The sequence below is a fragment of the Pseudomonas sp. JAI120 genome, from assembly GCF_014207255.1.
GTDB lineage: Bacteria > Pseudomonadota > Gammaproteobacteria > Pseudomonadales > Pseudomonadaceae > Aquipseudomonas.
The window spans coordinates 335,514-352,964 of sequence record NZ_JACHCZ010000006.1 but is presented as its reverse complement, the minus strand read 5'-3'; the positions used below and the strand labels follow the sequence as shown (position 1 = coordinate 352,964).

20 protein-coding genes are annotated in these 17,451 nt (G+C 61.3%); 16 read left to right on the top strand and 4 right to left on the bottom strand.

What is annotated here, in order from left to right; all coding sequences use genetic code 11:
* The first annotated feature begins 232 nt into the window (after positions 1 to 232).
* Together rhtA and HDC32_RS27410 are read left to right on the top strand one after the other, a co-directional pair.
* Positions 233 to 1,120: a threonine/homoserine exporter RhtA gene (gene rhtA, locus HDC32_RS27415; protein ID WP_145338808.1), complete on the top strand. Its 888-nt coding sequence runs from the start codon at positions 233 to 235 to the stop codon at positions 1,118 to 1,120.
* Positions 1,121 to 1,284: 164 nt separating this feature from the next.
* Positions 1,285 to 1,566 carry a hypothetical protein gene (locus HDC32_RS27410; protein ID WP_048730152.1) on the top strand — a complete coding sequence of 94 codons (282 nt, stop codon included), beginning with the start codon at positions 1,285 to 1,287 and terminating at the stop codon, positions 1,564 to 1,566.
* Positions 1,567 to 1,672: 106 nt separating this feature from the next.
* On the opposite strand, the gene HDC32_RS27405 is transcribed toward HDC32_RS27410, so the two are convergent.
* From HDC32_RS27405 to HDC32_RS27395, 3 genes are all read right to left on the bottom strand, one after another.
* Entirely contained in the window at positions 1,673 to 3,481 is a 1,809-nt protein-coding gene (locus HDC32_RS27405) for an aminopeptidase P family protein (protein WP_184746244.1), read from the bottom strand.
* Between the two features lie 39 nt (positions 3,482 to 3,520).
* Positions 3,521 to 4,681, bottom strand: a complete 1,161-nt coding sequence (locus HDC32_RS27400; RefSeq protein ID WP_131699207.1) for a cysteine desulfurase family protein — start codon at positions 4,679 to 4,681, stop codon at positions 3,521 to 3,523.
* A gap of 233 nt (positions 4,682 to 4,914) precedes the next feature.
* A complete protein-coding gene (locus HDC32_RS27395; RefSeq protein ID WP_131699206.1) occupies positions 4,915 to 5,184 on the bottom strand; it encodes a hypothetical protein in 270 nt (89 codons plus the stop codon).
* Between the two features lie 397 nt (positions 5,185 to 5,581).
* Between HDC32_RS27395 and msuE the strand changes: the two genes are divergently transcribed.
* Genes msuE through HDC32_RS27375 form a run of 4 tightly spaced genes read left to right on the top strand, consistent with a single transcriptional unit; the run spans position 5,582 to position 9,654 of the window.
* Entirely contained in the window at positions 5,582 to 6,145 is a 564-nt protein-coding gene (gene msuE, locus HDC32_RS27390) for an FMN reductase (protein ID WP_131699205.1), read from the top strand.
* 9 nt (positions 6,146 to 6,154) lie between these two features.
* Entirely contained in the window at positions 6,155 to 7,294 is a 1,140-nt protein-coding gene (gene ssuD / locus HDC32_RS27385; protein WP_184746242.1) for an FMNH2-dependent alkanesulfonate monooxygenase, read from the top strand.
* A 55-nt stretch (positions 7,295 to 7,349) separates the two neighbouring features.
* Positions 7,350 to 8,537, top strand: coding sequence for an acyl-CoA dehydrogenase family protein (locus HDC32_RS27380; RefSeq protein WP_184746240.1), 1,188 nt, complete (start codon positions 7,350 to 7,352; stop codon positions 8,535 to 8,537).
* A 13-nt stretch (positions 8,538 to 8,550) separates the two neighbouring features.
* Positions 8,551 to 9,654, top strand: coding sequence for a sigma-54-dependent Fis family transcriptional regulator (locus HDC32_RS27375; protein WP_184746239.1), 1,104 nt, complete (start codon positions 8,551 to 8,553; stop codon positions 9,652 to 9,654).
* Here HDC32_RS27375 and HDC32_RS27370 read toward each other — a convergent pair.
* Entirely contained in the window at positions 9,643 to 10,008 is a 366-nt protein-coding gene (locus HDC32_RS27370) for an antibiotic biosynthesis monooxygenase (RefSeq protein WP_184746238.1), read from the bottom strand. The two genes, HDC32_RS27375 and HDC32_RS27370, sit on opposite strands and share 12 nt — an antisense overlap.
* A 99-nt stretch (positions 10,009 to 10,107) precedes the next feature.
* On the opposite strand from HDC32_RS27370, the gene soxR reads away from it, so the two are divergent.
* From soxR to HDC32_RS27320, 10 genes are all read left to right on the top strand, one after another.
* Entirely contained in the window at positions 10,108 to 10,548 is a 441-nt protein-coding gene (soxR, locus tag HDC32_RS27365) for a redox-sensitive transcriptional activator SoxR (protein WP_131699201.1), read from the top strand.
* Between the two features lie 91 nt (positions 10,549 to 10,639).
* Positions 10,640 to 11,098 (top strand): VOC family protein, encoded by a 459-nt coding sequence (locus tag HDC32_RS27360; protein WP_184746237.1) that lies wholly within the window; start codon positions 10,640 to 10,642, stop codon positions 11,096 to 11,098.
* Positions 11,099 to 11,318: 220 nt separating this feature from the next.
* Positions 11,319 to 12,521, top strand: a complete 1,203-nt coding sequence (locus HDC32_RS27355; protein WP_167656916.1) for a PepSY domain-containing protein — start codon at positions 11,319 to 11,321, stop codon at positions 12,519 to 12,521.
* On the top strand, positions 12,518 to 13,057 hold the full coding sequence (locus HDC32_RS27350) for a thiamine pyrophosphate-binding protein (protein WP_184746236.1): 540 nt from the start codon (positions 12,518 to 12,520) through the stop codon (positions 13,055 to 13,057). The genes HDC32_RS27355 and HDC32_RS27350 overlap by 4 nt, the downstream gene beginning before the upstream one ends.
* Positions 13,054 to 13,377 carry a hypothetical protein gene (locus tag HDC32_RS27345; RefSeq protein ID WP_131699197.1) on the top strand — a complete coding sequence of 108 codons (324 nt, stop codon included), beginning with the start codon at positions 13,054 to 13,056 and terminating at the stop codon, positions 13,375 to 13,377. Before HDC32_RS27350 ends, HDC32_RS27345 begins: the two co-directional genes overlap by 4 nt.
* Positions 13,374 to 13,934, top strand: a complete 561-nt coding sequence (locus HDC32_RS27340; protein WP_184746235.1) for a DUF6162 family protein — start codon at positions 13,374 to 13,376, stop codon at positions 13,932 to 13,934. The genes HDC32_RS27345 and HDC32_RS27340 overlap by 4 nt, the downstream gene beginning before the upstream one ends.
* 19 nt (positions 13,935 to 13,953) lie before the next feature.
* Positions 13,954 to 14,874 (top strand): metal ABC transporter substrate-binding protein, encoded by a 921-nt coding sequence (locus HDC32_RS27335; protein WP_065924535.1) that lies wholly within the window; start codon positions 13,954 to 13,956, stop codon positions 14,872 to 14,874.
* The gene (locus tag HDC32_RS27330; protein WP_184746234.1) at positions 14,871 to 15,617 is read left to right on the top strand and encodes a metal ABC transporter ATP-binding protein; all 747 of its coding nucleotides are present in this window, start codon (positions 14,871 to 14,873) and stop codon (positions 15,615 to 15,617) included. The genes HDC32_RS27335 and HDC32_RS27330 overlap by 4 nt, the downstream gene beginning before the upstream one ends.
* A complete protein-coding gene (locus HDC32_RS27325) occupies positions 15,614 to 16,513 on the top strand; it encodes a metal ABC transporter permease (protein ID WP_131699194.1) in 900 nt (299 codons plus the stop codon). The genes HDC32_RS27330 and HDC32_RS27325 overlap by 4 nt, the downstream gene beginning before the upstream one ends.
* Complete coding sequence (locus tag HDC32_RS27320) at positions 16,513 to 17,436, top strand: metal ABC transporter solute-binding protein, Zn/Mn family (RefSeq protein WP_184746233.1); 924 nt, start codon at positions 16,513 to 16,515, stop codon at positions 17,434 to 17,436. Before HDC32_RS27325 ends, HDC32_RS27320 begins: the two co-directional genes overlap by 1 nt.
* The last annotated feature ends 15 nt before the right edge of the window (positions 17,437 to 17,451 follow it).

Genomic DNA, 17,451 nt, shown 5'->3' with positions numbered 1-17,451 from the left:
TACCAAGGAGTTTTACGTTTCGACTGCGCCGGAAGTGGGGCGAATTATAGACTTCCAGAATCTGCCGTCAACACTTAATTTGGTTTTCCTATCAAAGCACCTACCAACCTTAAAATCCCTCTATATATAGCAGGCCACCGCTGTAAATTTGAGCAATATATTGCTCAACATACAACAGTTAAGCATCATAGCGGCCCCGGCTTCTCAAATATGACCTTGGACGAACACCCCAATGACCACCTCCCACCGCAGTTTGGCCTCGGCATTGTTTCCGGTCGGCCTACTGTTGATCGCTATGGCCTCCATCCAGTCCGGAGCATCACTGGCGAAAAGCATGTTCCCGATTGTGGGAGCACAAGGCACCACAACCCTGCGCCTGATCTTCGCCAGCGTAATCATGCTGCTGATATTGCGACCATGGCGCGCCAGGCTGACCGCAAAATCCCTGCGTACCGTGGTCGTCTACGGGATGGCCCTGGGTGGCATGAACTTCCTCTTCTATATGTCCTTGCGCAGCGTTCCCTTAGGAATTGCCGTAGCCCTTGAATTCACCGGACCGCTCGCCGTCGCAATCTACGCATCGCGCCGAGCGATAGACTTCCTGTGGATCGCCCTCGCGATCGTCGGCCTGCTCCTGTTAATTCCCTCGGGAGAAGCCAGCAGCGGAATCGACCTGGTCGGCGCGGCCTATGCATTGGGTGCGGGTGTGTGCTGGGCACTCTACATTCTGTTCGGACAGAAAGCGGGTAACGACAACGGCGTCCAAACCGCCGCCCTGGGTGTGATGATCGCTGCCCTGTTTGTTGCGCCCATCGGCATTGTCCATGCCGGTACCGCGCTACTGACCCCTGCATTGATCCCGGTCGCCATCGGTGTCGCGATTCTGTCCACTGCACTTCCCTACACCCTGGAGATGGTAGCGCTGACACGCCTCCCCGCCCGCACCTTCGGAACGCTTATGAGCATTGAGCCTGCTTTCGGCGCGCTCTCGGGACTTTTCTTCCTACAGGAACACCTCTCCCTACCGCAATGGCTGGCCATAAGCTGCATTATCCTGGCCTCGGTAGGCGCGACACTGACAATGCGCAATGACTCAAAGCCGCTGGTTCCGGCAGATTGAATCATCTTTGAAAGTTGCTCTGGTATTTGCTGCGTATTTAGGCCATGTTTAAACTGCAAACGAATGTCATTCATGGAGTTTTTCGACAAGGACAGCACGAACGCTACACTCGAGAGCGAGTAGAGCCGACTTCGAGCATTGCGAAGTGGCTATTAAGGATAGGAATGAAGCGAATTTTGATACTGTTAATGGTCCTGGCCATTGCTGGCTGTGCCGCGACTACCAAGACAGAAGTAAAACGCGGCAAAAAAGGGCTGCATATCAACTGTTCCGGCCTGTCTTCTTCCTGGGACCAGTGCTACACCAGTGCAACCAACTCTTGCGGCGCCAAGGGCTACCGGGTTATCGCCAAGTCCGGTGACAATTCCGAGGAGCCAGGGGACTACCCCTTCGGCATCAACCCTGCCGGCTATACCAGCCGCAGCATGATCGTCATCTGCAAGTGATCTCCTCCGAGCAGTCACCATCGACTGCTCATATAAATGCCTGATACAACCCCGTCCCTTCGCGGCGCTGCAACTAAATTATTGCAGCTCCTGATTTTGCAACAGGTTAAATGGCCATCGTGCGCATCTGCAGCCACTCCAACGCAGCACCGCTGAGCAGCGGGCTCAGGCGTTCACGCACCTGGGCGTGATACGCGTTGAACCACTCGCGTTCATCCGCAGTGAGCAGCGACGGCTCCAGGCAACGGGTGTCGATCGGGCACAAGGTCAGGGTTTCAAACGAGAGGAACTCACCAAATTCGGTCTTGCCTGCTTCGCAGTTCAATACCAGGTTCTCGATACGCACGCCCCAGCGTCCAGGGCGGTAGGTGCCCGGCTCGATGGAGGTGATCATCCCTGGCTGCATCGCGGTTTGCGGCGCAGGGGCCGCCTGATAGGCGATCACTTGTGGGCCTTCATGCACATTGAGGAAATAGCCTACGCCATGCCCGGTACCGTGGCCGTAGTCCACGCCTTCAGCCCAAATCGGCGCGCGGGCAATGGAATCCAGCAGCGGTGACAAAATCCCCTTGGGGAAATGTGCACGGGACAATGCAATAACGCCCTTTAGTACACGGGTGCAGTCACGTTTCTGTTCGTTGCTCGGCGTGCCAATAGGCACCATCCGAGTGATGTCCGTGGTGCCACCCAGGTACTGGCCACCTGAGTCGATCAGCAGCAATCCATCGCCTTCGATCACCGCATGCTCATCTTCGGTCGCGTGGTAATGCGGCATCGCACCGTTGGCATTGAATGCGGCGATGGTATTGAAGCTCAGCGACACATAATCGGGGCGACGGCTGCGAGCAGCCGTCAGGTGCTCATCGATGGTCAGCTCAGTGATGCGCTCACGACCCAGCGCACTCTCCAGCCAGGCGAAGAATTCGCAAAGGGCCGCGCCGTCCTGCTCCATGGCCCGGCGAATGTGTTCCGCGTCCGCCAGGCTTTTGCGGGATTTGGCCAGTGTGGTCGGGTTCAGGCCTTCAATCAGCTTGACGCCGGCATCCAGGTTTTCCAGCAAACCGGCAGTCACGCGGGCGGGGTCAACTTGCAAGCTGGCACCCGATGGCACTGCACGCAGGGCATCCGCCACTTCGCTGTAATCGCGCAACGTCACGCCATCCTGCGCAAGCACCGCGCGCAAGTCTGAATCAACTTTACTCAGCGCCACAAACAACGTGGCCTGTTGTTGATTGATCAAGGCAAACGAAACAAACACCGGATTAAACGAAACATCGCCTCCGCGCAGGTTGAACAGCCAGGCGATGTCATCCAGGGTCGCGATGAAGTGCCAGTCAGCGCCCTTCTCTTTCAAACTGGCGCGCAGTGCGGCAAGTTTATCGCCACGGCTGACGGTCGCCTGAGGCGGCAGATGCTCATAGATCGGCTGGTTCGGCAGGCTCGGACGGTCTTTCCAAACGGCATCGAGTATGTCGATATCGGTACGCAGGCGAGCGCCACGTTCTGCCAACTTGGCGCCCAACGTGCGCGCAGAAGCGACAGCCATCACCGCGCCGTCCACTGCCACCACGCCGCCTTCCGGCGTCTGCTCGGCCAGCCATTCCAGCGGCCCGGGTTGGCCCGGTTGCAGCTTGACCAATTCAATGCCGCTGCCCTTGAGCTCCTTGGTGGCCTGTTCCCAGTAACGGCTGTCGGCCCAGACACCGGCGAAATCCGCAGTGACAATCAGCGTGCCTACCGAACCATGGAAGCCCGACAACCATTGACGCCCCTGCCAGTAACCCGGCAAGTACTCGGACAGATGCGGGTCAGCCGACGGCACCAGCAGGGCATGGATGCCCTCGTGACTCATCAGTTCGCGGATGTGCGCCAGGCGCTGGGGAACCGTTCCATAGGTCAAGGGCTGCGTACTCATTGTGTCTCCTGCTAACCACTAATAATTGTTATGAAAAAATCAGACGGCCCAGAACGCCGGGGCGCTGGCCAGTGCGGCCTTGATCAATTGCACAGCCTGGTCGATATCCTGCTCGGTGGTAAACCGGCCAAGGCTCAAACGTATGGTACGGCTGGCAGAACGCACGTCATGGCCCAACGCAAGCAGCACGTGGGAAGGCGCATTGCTGGCTGAATTGCACGCAGAGGTCGCAGAAAAGGCGATGCCGGCACTCAATGCCGCAGCGTCAAACTCACCTTCGCTGAAGGTAAGGCTGAGGGTGTGAGGAATGCGCTGCGCAGGACTGCCGTTGAGGCGCACGCCACCGATGGTCTCCAACTGGTCCAGCAGGCGCTGACGCAAGGCCACAATCACGGCCTTCTCCTCAGCAAAAGACGCCGCCGCCAGGGCGAACGCCGCGCCCATGCCCGCAATCTGATGGGTGGCCAGGGTACCAGAGCGCAGGCCACCTTCGTGACCGCCACCATGAATCTGTGCCAACACTTTCTGTTGCGCCCGGGGGCCGACATACAACGCACCAATCCCCTTGGGGCCATACAGCTTGTGCGCGGAAAACGACATCAGGTCCACCGGCCACTGCGCCAAATCGATCGTCACCTTGCCCGCCCCTTGCGCCGCGTCGACATGCAATAACGCGCCATGCTCACGCACGCGCGCGCCGATGGCCGGGACGTCATTGAGGGTGCCCAGTTCGTTATTCACCAGCATCAGCGATACCAGAAAGGTGTCTTCACGCAATGCCTCGCTGACTGCCTCGGCGCTGATCAACCCGTCGGCGTCCGGCACCAGGTAAGTCACGGCCACACCGGCTTCCTGCAACTGCCGCGCGGTATCCAGCGTGGCCTTGTGTTCGATCTGGCTGGTGATGATATGCCCGCCCGCCACCCCCCGCGCCTGGGCAACGCCCTTGATCGCGAGGTTGTTGGATTCAGTGGCGCCTGAGGTCCAGACGATCTGTTCAGGCTGTGCGCCCACCAACTCGGCCACCTGGCGACGCGCCTGTTCAACCGTTTGCCGGGCCGCTTGGCCGAACGCATGAGAACTGGACGCGGGGTTACCGAAGTTGGCGTTGAAGCCCAGACACTCGACCATCACCTGGATGACGCGCTCGTCCACCGGGGTGGTGGCGGCGTAGTCGAAATACAGCGGACGTTTATTCATGACAGTTAAGACTCGCAAAGCAGGTCCCCGAGAGCAGCGTCTCAGGGGCATCGGCCGGAACAGAGGTCGTCAGGTTTACCGGATCGAATGCCATTAAAGAAGGACAACTTTAAGTAAATGTGCGTAGGAACGCTCCTGAAATTCAGCTTAACAGGCTGAAGTCACGCCATGGCAAACAAAAAGCCCGAGGTTCCTTAAGGGAATCCTCGGGCTTTTTTCCATTCGGCGCAGGCTCAACTGGGACGACCATGCAAGGTCACGCTGCGTTCGGCGTTCATTTCGCCCTGGCGATCAAAGCCAAAGGGTTTCTGTGGCTGGCCGGTCAGTGCGGCGCGCTGCTGCTGGTACTCATCAAACGACAACCCACGACGGCTCAGTGCTTCCAAGGCCAACTGCTTGGTTTCTTCCGCTGAGTAGGGCCGTAATTCGGGCGAAGGATGGGTCGCACAGCCGGCGAGGACGGAAGTGACAATTAATAAGGAAACAGCGAGAAATCGGTTCATGGCGGTAGCCCTGCAAAGAAGGTTTCGAGTCAATGAACACAGGCTACTCCCGCCGTTGCGCGGTGAAAAATCACCGGCCGTGATAGTCGCTATCGACCACCTAGGCACCCTCGATAGGAAACGACATATTTCCTTATGATCTATAAATATGGAAATACGTTCATTTACGGAATAACTGCAACCTTCTATAAATGGCTCACACCGAACCCGCACTGTTCGCCACGCAACTGTTTGCCAGGCAACAGCCATTCAACAAATCACCAGTCAGACAACAGCAGCATTTTTCAGCAGTGAACCTGCAACCCACGCCGATCAAGGCCTGCAGCCGTTGGTACAGCTCTTGCTGAACACGTTGCACCCCACCTGCTATGAACCACTGTTGATAAAGGAACTGTTCATGACCCGTCCCCTGAATGTCGTCGCCCTCTCCGGCGGAACCTGGCGTCCGTCCCGTACCCTCGTGCTGACCCAAGCCGTACTGGCTGAGCTGGCGACCTTACTGCCGATCCAGACCACCCTGATCGAATTGGGCGACATTGCCCGGCCCCTGGGTGGTGCGCTGTCACGCGATGAATTGCCCGCCGAGGTCGAAGCCCAACTGGTGGCCATCGAACAGGCCGACCTGCTGATCGTCGCTGCACCGGTCTATCGCGGTTCCTACCCTGGCCTGCTCAAGCACCTGTTTGACCTGATTGGCCTCAACGCCCTGATCAACACACCGGTACTGCTCGCCGCCACCGGCGGCAGTGAACGCCACGCGCTGGTCCTCGATCATCAACTGCGTCCGCTGTTCAGCTTCTTCCAGGCCCTCACCCTACCGATCGGCGTGTACGCCACAGAGGCCGACTTCACCGACTACCAAATAACCAGTGAGCCCTTGAAGGGCCGGATACGCCTTGCGGCAGAACGCGCAGCGCCGTTGTTTGCTGCGCACTCCCCCTCTCTGCTGAAAATCGCTTAAGGATTGGTCATGGATGTTTTCTGGTTTCTGCCGACACATGGCGACGGTCATTACCTGGGTACCACCCAAGGTGCACGGCCGGTCACCCTCAATTATCTGAAGCAAGTCGCGCAGGCGGCTGACAGCCTGGGTTACCACGGCGTGCTGATTCCTACCGGCCGCTCATGCGAAGACTCCTGGGTCATCGCCTCGGCGCTGGTGCCGCTGACCGAACACCTGCGTTACCTGGTGGCGATTCGCCCGGGCATCATCTCGCCGACCGTTTCTGCCCGCATGGCGGCGACCCTGGATCGCCTGTCCAACGGCCGCTTGCTGATCAATGTGGTCACCGGCGGCGATCCCGATGAGAACCGCGGCGACGGCAGCTTCCTCGACCACAGCGAACGCTACGAAGTCTCCGACGAATTCCTACAGATCTGGCGCCGCGTGTTGCAGGGCGAGTCAGTAGATTTCGAAGGCAAACACCTGCGCGTGCAGAACGCCAAGGCCCTTTACCCAACGGTGCAGAAGCCTTATCCACCGCTGTATTTCGGCGGCTCCTCCGATGCCGCCCACGACCTCGCCGCCGAACAGGTGGATGTGTACCTGACCTGGGGCGAGCCGCCCGCCGCTGTCGCCGAAAAACTCGCGGATGTGCGTGAGCGCGCTGCACGCCACGGGCGTACGGTGAAGTTCGGCATTCGCCTGCACGTGATCGTGCGCGAGACCGAAGAGGACGCGTGGAAAGCTGCCGACAAGCTGATCGAGCACATCAGCGACGACACCATCGCCGCTGCGCAAAAATCCTTCTCGCGCTTTGATTCCGAAGGCCAACGCCGTATGGCCGCCCTGCACGACGGGCGCCGCGACAACCTGGAAATCGCCCCCAACCTGTGGGCCGGTGTCGGCCTGGTGCGCGGCGGTGCCGGTACCGCGCTGGTGGGCAACCCGCAGCAAGTGGCCGAACGCATCAAGGAATACGCCGACCTGGGCATCGAGAGCTTCATCTTCTCCGGCTACCCGCACCTGGAAGAAGCCTATCGCTTTGCCGAGCTGGTGTTCCCGCTGCTGCCGGAACCCTATGCCAGCCTGGCCGGACGCGGCATCACCAACCTCACTGGCCCGTTCGGCGAAATGATTGCCAACGATGTTCTGCCAGCCAAGGCCTGATCGGCGCAGCGGCGGGAGCGGCATTGGTCGTTCCCGCTTATAAAGAGGAAACCCCGTGACAGCCAAACCCCACAGCGTCCTGCCATCACCGTTGCAGACCGCCAGATTGCTGGCCGCCGAATTCGCCCTCACCGCCGTCGAACGCGACGAGCGCGGTGGCACTCCCAAGACCGAACGTGATGCCCTGCGCCAAAGCAGCCTGCTGGCCCTGAGCATTCCCACCCAATACGGTGGCCTCGGCGCCCGCTGGAGTGACACCCTGGCCATCGTGCGCGAGTTCGCCAAGGTGGACAGCTCCATTGCCCACGTCTTCGGCTTCCACCACCTGATGCTCGCCACCGTGCGCCTGTTCTCGCGGCCGGACCAGTGGCAACCGTGGTTCGAACAGACCGCGCGCAAAAACTGGTTCTGGGGCAACGCCCTCAACCCATTGGACACACGCACGGTGGTCAAGGACTTCGGCGGCTGGCGTGAGTTCTCCGGCAAAAAGAGCTTCTGCTCCGGCGCCAGCGACTCGGAAATGCTGATTGCCTCGGCGGTGGATGAAAGCGCCGGCGGCAAGCTGCTGATCGCCGCCATCCCCAGCGGACGCAGTGGCATCACCCTGCACAACGACTGGAACAACATCGGCCAACGCCAGACCGACAGCGGTAGCGCCAGCTTCGAACGGGTGCGCGTCGAGGAGTCGGAATTGCTGCTCGACCCGGGCCCGCTGAGCACGCCTTTTGCCTGCCTGCGCCCGCTGATCGCCCAGTTGACCTTCACCCATATGTTCCTCGGCATCGCCGAAGGTGCATTTGAAGAAGCACGCAACTACACGCTCACCGAGACCCGTTCCTGGCACAAGTCCTCGACCGAAGACGTGCGCCAGGACCCTTACGTGTTGCATCACTACGGCGAATTCTGGGTGGCGCTGGAAGGCGTGCGTCTATTGGTGGAGCGTGCCGCCGAATTGCTCGACCACGCCTGGGCCAAAGGCCCCCACCTCAGCGAACACGAACGCGGCCAACTGGCGATTGCCATTGCGACCGCCAAGGTCGCCGCCACCCGCCAAGGCCTGGACCTGTGCAGCCGCCTGTTTGAAGTCACCGGCGCACGCTCCACCCACGCTTCACTGCGTCTGGACCGCCATTGGCGCAACCTGCGCACACAAACCCTGCACGACCCGGTCGACTACAAACTCCACGAACTGGGGGACTGGGCGTTGAACCAATCCCTGCCGATTCCGACGTTCTACTCATAAAAAAGAGGTGCCCATGCAGCTTCTAACCTTACCGCCCTCGCCCGCCCTCGCGACGTCGATCCGCGCCACGGCCCAGGTCTTCGAAGACCCGAAATCCAAGGCGCTGCTCGACCACATCCAGCAAGTGGCGCCCAGCGAAGCCAGCGTGCTGATCATCGGCGAGACCGGAACCGGTAAAGAGCTGGTGGCGCGCCATATCCACAACCTCAGCGCGCGGCGCAACCGGCCGTTCGTAGCGGTGAACTGCGGCGCGTTCTCTGAATCCCTGGTGGAAGCCGAGCTGTTCGGCCATGAAAAAGGCGCGTTTACCGGCGCCCTGAGTGCCAAGGCCGGCTGGTTCGAAGAGGCAGATGGTGGCACCTTGTTCCTCGATGAAATCGGCGATTTGCCGATGCCCATCCAGGTCAAGTTGCTGCGGGTGCTGCAGGAGCGTGAAGTGGTGCGCCTGGGTTCGCGTAAGAGCATTGCGATCGATGTGCGCGTACTGGCCGCCACCAACGTACAACTGGAAAAGGCCATCAACGCCGGACATTTTCGCGAAGACCTCTACTACCGCCTCGACGTCGTCAGCCTCGAGCTCAGCCCGCTGCGCGAGCGCCCCGGCGATATCCTGCCGCTGACCCGGCATTTTATCGAAGCCTACAGCCAGCGCCTGGGCTACGGCCCGATCACCATCAGCCGCGAAGCCGAACACAAGCTAAAGAGCTACAGCTGGCCGGGCAATATCCGCGAGCTGGAAAACGTGATTCACCACACCCTGCTGATCTGCCGTAACGGCGTGATCGAACGCGACGACCTGCGCCTGTCGAACATGCGCATCGAGCGCCAGGACGACAGCCAGCACGGCCCCGACAACAGCGCTGAGGCCTTGCTGGAGCGCGCGTTTCAAAAGCTCTTCGAAGAACAGGCCGGCGCCCTGCACGAAAAGGTCGAAGATGCGCTATTGCGCGCCGCCTACCGCTTCAGCCATTACAACCAGGTGCACACCGCCAACCTGCTGGGGCTGAGCCGCAACGTCACCCGCACGCGCCTGATCAAGATCGGCGAGTTGGCGGTAAACAAGCGCCGCCCCGGGGAAAATGTGCAAGGCGAACGGATGCTGCATCTATCCATTTAGCCGGCAGTGCAACGCGTTGTCATGGCTGCGCTCGAAACTGCGCAGCACCTGGAACGAACCGAAGGTCACGGCCGTGGCCTGGTGCGCGCGAATCAGCGTCCAGAAATCTTCCTCGCCATGCTCAAAGCACTGGAACGCCGCTTCACCGTCCTCGCGGGAACGCCACTGCAGGTAATTGAGCACCCGCCGCCCGTCTTCGCTGACCTGCACACTCGCATTGATAAAACCGCCATGGCCCTGGGCCAGGCGCTCGCTTTGGGTGGACAAGGCGGCTACCAGCGCCACTTGTTGCTGGGGTTCGATGTGAAATTCGATCAACTGAGTGAAGCTGCGATTCTTCTCAGATACCCGCATGAAAACTCCCCTTTCTCTGTAGGCAGAATCTTGCGATTCAATGTCACGCAGGGTAAAACCTCTAGTTAAGTCAAGGTCAAGCGCTTAATCGGAGTTTTCATGATTACCAAGGAACTCACCGTGGGCCAACTGGCAGCCCGCAGCGGCGTGGCCGTCACGGCCCTGCACTTCTATGAAAACAAGGGGCTGATCAAGAGTCATCGCACTGCCGGCAATCAACGGCGCTATCCCCGGGATGTACTGCGCCGGGTGGTGGTGATCAAGATCGCCCAGCGCCTGGGAATTCCGTTGGCGACGATTGGCGAGGCCTTGCAGACGCTGCCGAATGGACGCACGCCCAACGCTCAAGACTGGGAGCGATTGTCCGCGCGGTGGCGGGAAGACCTGGATGAGCGCATCAATAAGCTGATGCTGCTGCGCGACAAGCTCAATGGCTGCATTGGTTGCGGGTGCCTGTCGATGGACGCGTGCCCGCTGCGTAACCAGGACGACCAGCTCGCTGAGCGCGGGCCGGGGGCTCAGTTGCTGGAACCCAGTTGAGCATCCCCTGGTCGGGACCGACAGAGCCCTTGATTGGCGTGGCCTATAGTGAAAAGGCCGGTTCACCACCACCCCAGTCAAGGAGAACGATATGAGCGTTAAACCTATTCCGGAGGGTTATCACAGCGTCACGCCCTATATGGGCATCGACAAAGCCTCAGAGGCTATCGAGTTTTACAAAAAAGCCTTCGGCGCCACCCAGATCATGCGCCTGGACATGCCCGATGGCAGGGTTGGCCATGCCGAGCTGCGCATTGGTGATTCGGCGATCATGCTGGGCACGCCCTGCGATCAGATGTCCCTGGACAATCCGACTGAAAGCACGAGTGTGGCCTTGCATCTGTATGTGAACGACGTGGACGCGCAGTTCAAACAAGCCGTCGCAGCCGGCGCCAGCGTGGTGTCCGAACCAGAGGACCGCTTCTATGGCGATCGCTCGGGCAGCGTGAAGGATCCCTACGGTCACCTCTGGTACCTCGCCACCCGCAAGGAAGACCTCAGCGAAGAACAGATCCGTCAACGCGCCATGGAGATGTTCCAGCAAGACTGAGCATCGGGGCCGGTTCGCCGGCTCCTCCCCACCTCATGATCAACCCCTGCACGCCTTAAACCCACTGAATGTGAACCTGAAACATTTTCTTTCATATCGGCCTTGGGGATTTCTCATTCTCATCCGTCTTAATTTAGATACAGCCCGTCGCGTCAGCAAAAGCTACGACTGGCCTTTTTCGGGCCTCTTTCGCCCCCCTCTGATCAAGACCCTCATTCACATGTCCAAGAAGTCACGCTCAAAACTCTGGTTTCTCGTACATAGCTGGCTGGCCTTGCCCATCTGGTTCTTTGTACTGATCGTCTGCGTCACCGGCACCCTGGCGGTGGTCAGCCAGGAAATCGTGTGGCTGGCCAACCCGGACATCCGTGCGAGCAAGCCGTCGGATGATGCCGAGCCGCTGAGCTACGACCAGGTGATCAGCGCCATCAAGCGGGCCGAACCCCAGGTAATCGTGCAGTCTCTCAGTCGTCCGGACGAATCGCACTTTGCCCTGAGTGTCGACCTCAGCTACCCCGACGGTCGCTCGGTAGAGGTCTACGTCAACCCGTACACCGGGGCGATCCAGGGCATCAGCCCATCGTTCGACTTCCGTCAGTTCACCCGCGCCCTGCATGGTTGGTGGCTGGTGCCGTTTACCAATGGCTTCAGCTGGGGCTGGTACCTGGTGTCGCTGCTCGGTTTGCCGTTACTGGCCTCACTGGTCACCGGGCTGGTGGTGTACAAGCGCTTCTGGAAAGGCTTTTTCAAGCCGACCCTGCGTATCCGCCACGGCGCGCGAATTTTCTGGGGCGACTTCCACCGTCTGAGCGGTATCTGGTCGATCTGGTTTATTGCGGTGATTTCCATCACCGGCACCTGGTTCCTGATCCAGGCAATCCTGGGTGACAACCAGATCTCTATCTCCAGCGAGCCCATCGTCCCGGTGATCGCCCGTGAAAAAGTCCCAACCTCAGCCCCAGGCGTGCCGGCACCGATGATTCCCGTGGATGAGGCGATCGCGATCGCCACCCAACGTATCCCGGGGCTGGAGGCGAGTTTCGTGAGCCTGCCGCTCAATGCCTACAGCCACCTGCAAATCGGCGGGCGAGGCTGGTACCCGCTGATGTTCCAGACCGCGCAGATCAACCCGTATGACGGTGAAATCGCCTCGTCGCACCTGCTGTCCGACCGCACCAAGCTGGAGTTCGTCACCGAATCCATGCGGCCCCTGCACACCGGCGACTTCGGTGGCCTCTGGATCAAGCTGATCTGGGCGTTCTTCGGCCTCGTGCTGAGCATGATGGTCCTGAGCGGCTTGCTGATCTGGACCAAACGCACTGCCCTGGCCACCCTCAACGCTCTCAAGCGCGAAGCCAAGACGCAACGTGCGCCGGCGTCCATCCCGGCCATGCAGGCTGAAACCTCGGAGGCCAACTCATGAGCAAGTCCGCTAACGCTACCCCGCCTTCACCGTTGCGGTCCTTTTGGCTGAAATGGCGTTTCCACATCAATGTCCTGTTGTTGCTGGTACCGCTGGGCTTCATGCCCAAATACTTCGCCGATGCCGCGCTGTTTCGCGGTGATACCGGCATCGGCGAGCGTGTGGCCGGCGATGTGCAGGTCGGACCCTGGAGCCTCACGCTGGCCGAATTCCGCAATGAAGGCCCGCGCCCCGACCCGGCCGGCCCGATGAAGTTCTTCAATGCCGCCCTGTGTGACACCTGCGCCGACCAGGTCAAGGCCACGTACCTGCGCATCGGCAAACCGCGCAGCCTGCGTGCCGCCGGGGTGATTTTCTTCGGCACCCCGTACCGCATGGGTGCCGGCCTGCCCGTGCCGGAACGCACCCCCGTCGACGCCGAACTGTGGGTCACCATGGAAGGCTGGGACGGCACCATGCACCAGGGTTCCATCCCGTTGAGCCAGGCCTCGCCTGCCACCATTGCCTGGCTGAACAAGCAAGGAGTTAAACCATGACGTTCAAGCGCCTGTCCCGCGCCGCGCTGTTGCTGTGCGCCGGTTTCAGTACCACAGCCTTTGCCCACAACCCGATGTGCGAATGCAAGGAAATCCCCGGCGAGCAGATCCAGTGCAAAGGCGGTTTCTCCGACGGCAGCGGCGCCCCCGGCGTGACCCTGGATGTGATCGGCTACGACGAAACCATCCTGGTGCCCGGCAAGCTCGGCCAGGACTCCACACTGACCTTCAAAAAGCCCGCGTCCGAGTTCTACGTGCTGTTTGATGCCGGCCCCGGTCACGTGGTGGAAATCGACCAAGCGGATATCCAGGCTCAATGAGTACCACACAGGTTGTACGCCCCGCCGGTGCCGGCCACGAGACCCTCTACGTGCTGCTGCTGTGCCTGATCATCCTGGCGGTGGCGGGAACGGTGGTGGCGCTGCAAGGTGAAACCCAGGAGGTCGCGGCGGTGCCCAGTCATCAACTGGACGCCCGCCGCGACCTGAGCGCCGCCGAACAAGGCATCTACGCCGACCTGCGGGTAACGCTGGATGAAATCCACGTGCTGCAGCAAGAGCAAAGCGCCCTGCCCACCCCCGAGCAACTGGCCGCAGAAGGCTTTGCGCCGTTTGCCCACGACGCCAGTTCGGTCAGTCGTGGCGACCACCGCTGGCAGTTGCTGGCGAATTCGGCCTATCTGGGACTGAGCCAGGCACCGACCACCAGTGGCTCGCTGCTCATGCGCGTGCAAGGTGACGAGCCGGACATCTGGCTCAACCGCAGCAAAGACCTGGCCACCCCCGCCGACCTCACTGACCAGGCGCTGATCGCAGCCGGCTGGCAGCAGGTGATCGCGCAATTCGATGCCGGCGTCACCCGCCAGCACCGCCACTGAACGAGAAGACCGATTGCCCATGTCTATTTCATCTCCCCTGTTGCGCGTATTTCTGGTTGGCCTGTTCAGCCTGATACTCGCTCCCCTCGCGAATGCCGAGGCGGCCAAACGCCTGCGTATCGGTATCACCCTGCACCCGTATTACAGCTACGTGGCCAATATCGTCGGCGACAAGGCAGAAGTGGTGCCGCTGATCCCGGCCGGCTTCAACCCCCACGCCTACGAGCCACGCGCCGAAGACATCAAGCGCATCGGCACCCTGGATGTGATCGTGCTCAACGGCGTCGGCCATGACGACTTCGCCGACCGCATGATCGCCACCAGCGAGCGCCCGGACATCCCGGTGATCGAAGCCAACGCCAATGTGCCGCTGCTGGCGGCTACCGGCAACGCCGCGCGTGGTGCCGGCAAGGTGGTCAACCCGCACACGTTCCTGTCGATCAGTGCGTCGATTGCCCAGGTCAACAACATCGCCCGGGAACTGGGCAAGCTCGACCCGGACAACGCCAAGACCTACACCCAGAACGCCCGCGCCTATGGCAAACGCCTGCGGCAGATGCGTGCCGATGCCCTGGCCAAGTTGACCGGCGCGCCCAACCCGGACCTGCGCGTCGCCACCGTGCACGCGGCCTACGATTACCTGCTGCGCGAGTTCGGCCTGGAAGTCACGGCCGTGGTCGAGCCGGCCCACGGTATCGAGCCGAGCCCCAGCCAGTTGAAGAAAACCATCGATGAACTGCGCGCCCTGGACGTGAAGGTGATCTTCTCGGAGATGGATTTCCCGTCCACTTACGTCGACACCATCCAGCGCGAATCCGGGGTCAAGCTGTACCCGCTGTCACATATTTCCTACGGCGAATACAGCGCTGAAAAATACGAAGTGGAAATGACCGGCAACCTCAACACCGTGGTGCGGGCGATTCAGGAGTCGGGGGCATGACCGCAGCGGAACAACTTAACGTCGCCTGCGTCGGTCCGACCCTCGACTTCGACAAGGTGTCCCTGACCCTGGGCCGCACCGTGATCCTCGACGGCGTGAGCTTCCAGGTGCAGCCGGGCAGTATTCATGCGCTGGTGGGCCCCAACGGCGGCGGTAAGAGCTCGCTGATAAAGACCCTGCTGGGACAAACGCCGCACCAGGGTCGGTTAAGCCTGCAGTGGCCGTCCACGCCCGGCACCATCGGTTATGTGCCCCAGGCGCTGGAGTTCGACCGTGGTTTGCCGATGACCGTCGACGATTTCATGGCCGCCATGTGCCAGCGCCGTCCGGCGTTTCTGGGGTTGTCCAAACAGTACGCCGCCGCGATTGGCGAGGCGCTGGAACGGGTCGGCATGCAGGACAAGCGCAAGCGCCGCATGGGCGCACTGTCTGGCGGCGAGCGCCAGCGCGTGTTGTTGGCCCAGGGGTTGATTCCCGCGCCGCAACTGCTGGTCCTCGATGAACCGATGTCGGCCCTCGATGAGGCCGGCATCCAGGTGTTCGAACGCTTGCTCAGTAACTGGCGCCTGGCCGGGATCACTGTGCTATGGATCGAGCACGACCTGGAAGCCGTGGGCCGCCTGGCCGACCGCGTCACCGGCCTGAACCGCCGCCTGCTGTTCGACGCCACGCCGAAAGAGGCGCTGACGCCGGACCGCTTGCTGACACTGTTCTCTACCCATCCTCGGAGCACGGCGCAATGAGTTATGAAGCGTTTCGCCTGATGGTCCAGGGCTGGGCATCGTCCGGTTACCTGCCGGAAGCGTTGGCCTATGGTTTTGTCGTCAACGCCCTGCTCGCCGGCCTGCTGATCGGCCCGGTGCTGGGCGGCCTGGGCACGCTGGTGGTGGTCAAGCGCTTTGCGTTTTTCTCCGAAGCGGTCGGTCATGCCGCGCTGACCGGCGTGGCCGTGGGCATTCTGCTGGGCGAGCCCTACACCGGCCCCTATGGCAGCCTGTTCGGTTACTGCCTTTTGTTCGGCATCCTGCTCAACTACCTGCGCAACCGCACCGGCCTGGCGCCAGACACCTTGATCGGCGTGTTCCTGTCGGTGTCCCTGGCACTGGGCGCCAGCCTGCTGCTGATCCTGGCGGGCAAGATCAACGTGCACATCCTCGAAAACGTGCTGTTCGGTTCGGTGCTGACGGTCAACGGCAACGACTTGCTGGTACTGGCGATTGTCGGCGCCCTGGTGATGGCGCTGGCGCTGCCGCTGTACAACCGCATCATGCTCGCCAGCTTCAACCCGCAATTGGCGGCGGTGCGTGGCGTGGCGGTGAAGACCCTGGACTACCTGTTCGTGATCCTGGTGACGCTGATCACCGTGGCGGCAGTCAAGGTCATTGGCGCCATCCTGGTGGGCGCGCTGCTGGTGATTCCGGCCGCGGCGGCACGCTTGCTGAGCCAGTCGCTCAAAGGCTTCTTCTGGATCTCGGTGGTGATCGCCACCGTCAGCACCCTGTGCGGGATCCTGTTGCCGATCATCTTCGACCTGCCCATCCCCTCCGGTGCCGCGATCATCCTGATGGCCGGTATCGCCTTTGCCTTTGCCGCCATCGCGCGCGGCACCGTGCCCAGCCTTAAAGGGAACCTTGGATAATGCGCTCCGTTCTTCAGCCTCTGGCCCTGGCCATCGCTTGCTTGATCACCACGCCACTGATGGCGGCCGACGTGGGCAAACCTGCTGCTCACGCGGCCAAACCGGTCAAAGTCCTGGCCTCGCTGCCGATCACCTACGGCTTGGCCGAGGTGTTGCTCAAGGGCTCCGACGTGCAGCTTGAGCGCGCGGCCCCCGCCAACCTGCCGGGCTCGCGACAGGTGTCGTACTTCACCGGCCGTGGCGCGCCGGCACTGAACACACTGGCCCAGGACGCCGACGCCGCCATCGGCCTGCGCTCGCTGTGGGCCGATGACCCGCTCTACCCCGTGGCACGGCGCAGCAATATCGGCATTGTCGAAATCGATGCCGCACGCCCCGTGGATGGCGGCTTGCCGGGGATCGCCGTGCAACCTGGCGTCACCGACGGCTTGAACAGCCAGCCGTGGCAATCGAGCAACAACCTGGGGCGCATGGCCGATGTCCTGGCCGCCGACCTGAGCCGCCTGGCCCCCGGCGCCAAGGCGAAGATCGACGCCAACCTGGCCGCCCTCAAGCAACGCCTGCTCAAGCTCAGCGCCGACAGCGAGGCGCGACTGGCCAAGGCGGACAACCTGAGTGTGGTCAGTTTGAGCGATCACTTTGCGTATCTAATCAGCAGTTTGAATCTGGAACTGCTCAGCACCGATGCCCGGCCCGACGCCGATTGGACGCCTGGGGCATTACAGAAACTCAGTGCAGCGCTGAAGGACAACGACGTGGCCGTAGTGCTGCATCATCGCCAGCCGAGTGACGCAGTGAAAGCCGCTATCACGGCAGGCGGCTCAACGCTGCTGGTGTTGAACGTAGACGGCGCGGACCCGGTATCGGAGCTGGAGGGCAATGTGGATCAGGTGATCAAGGAACTCACGGTGCACTCACTGTAGGAGCGAGCACCCCGA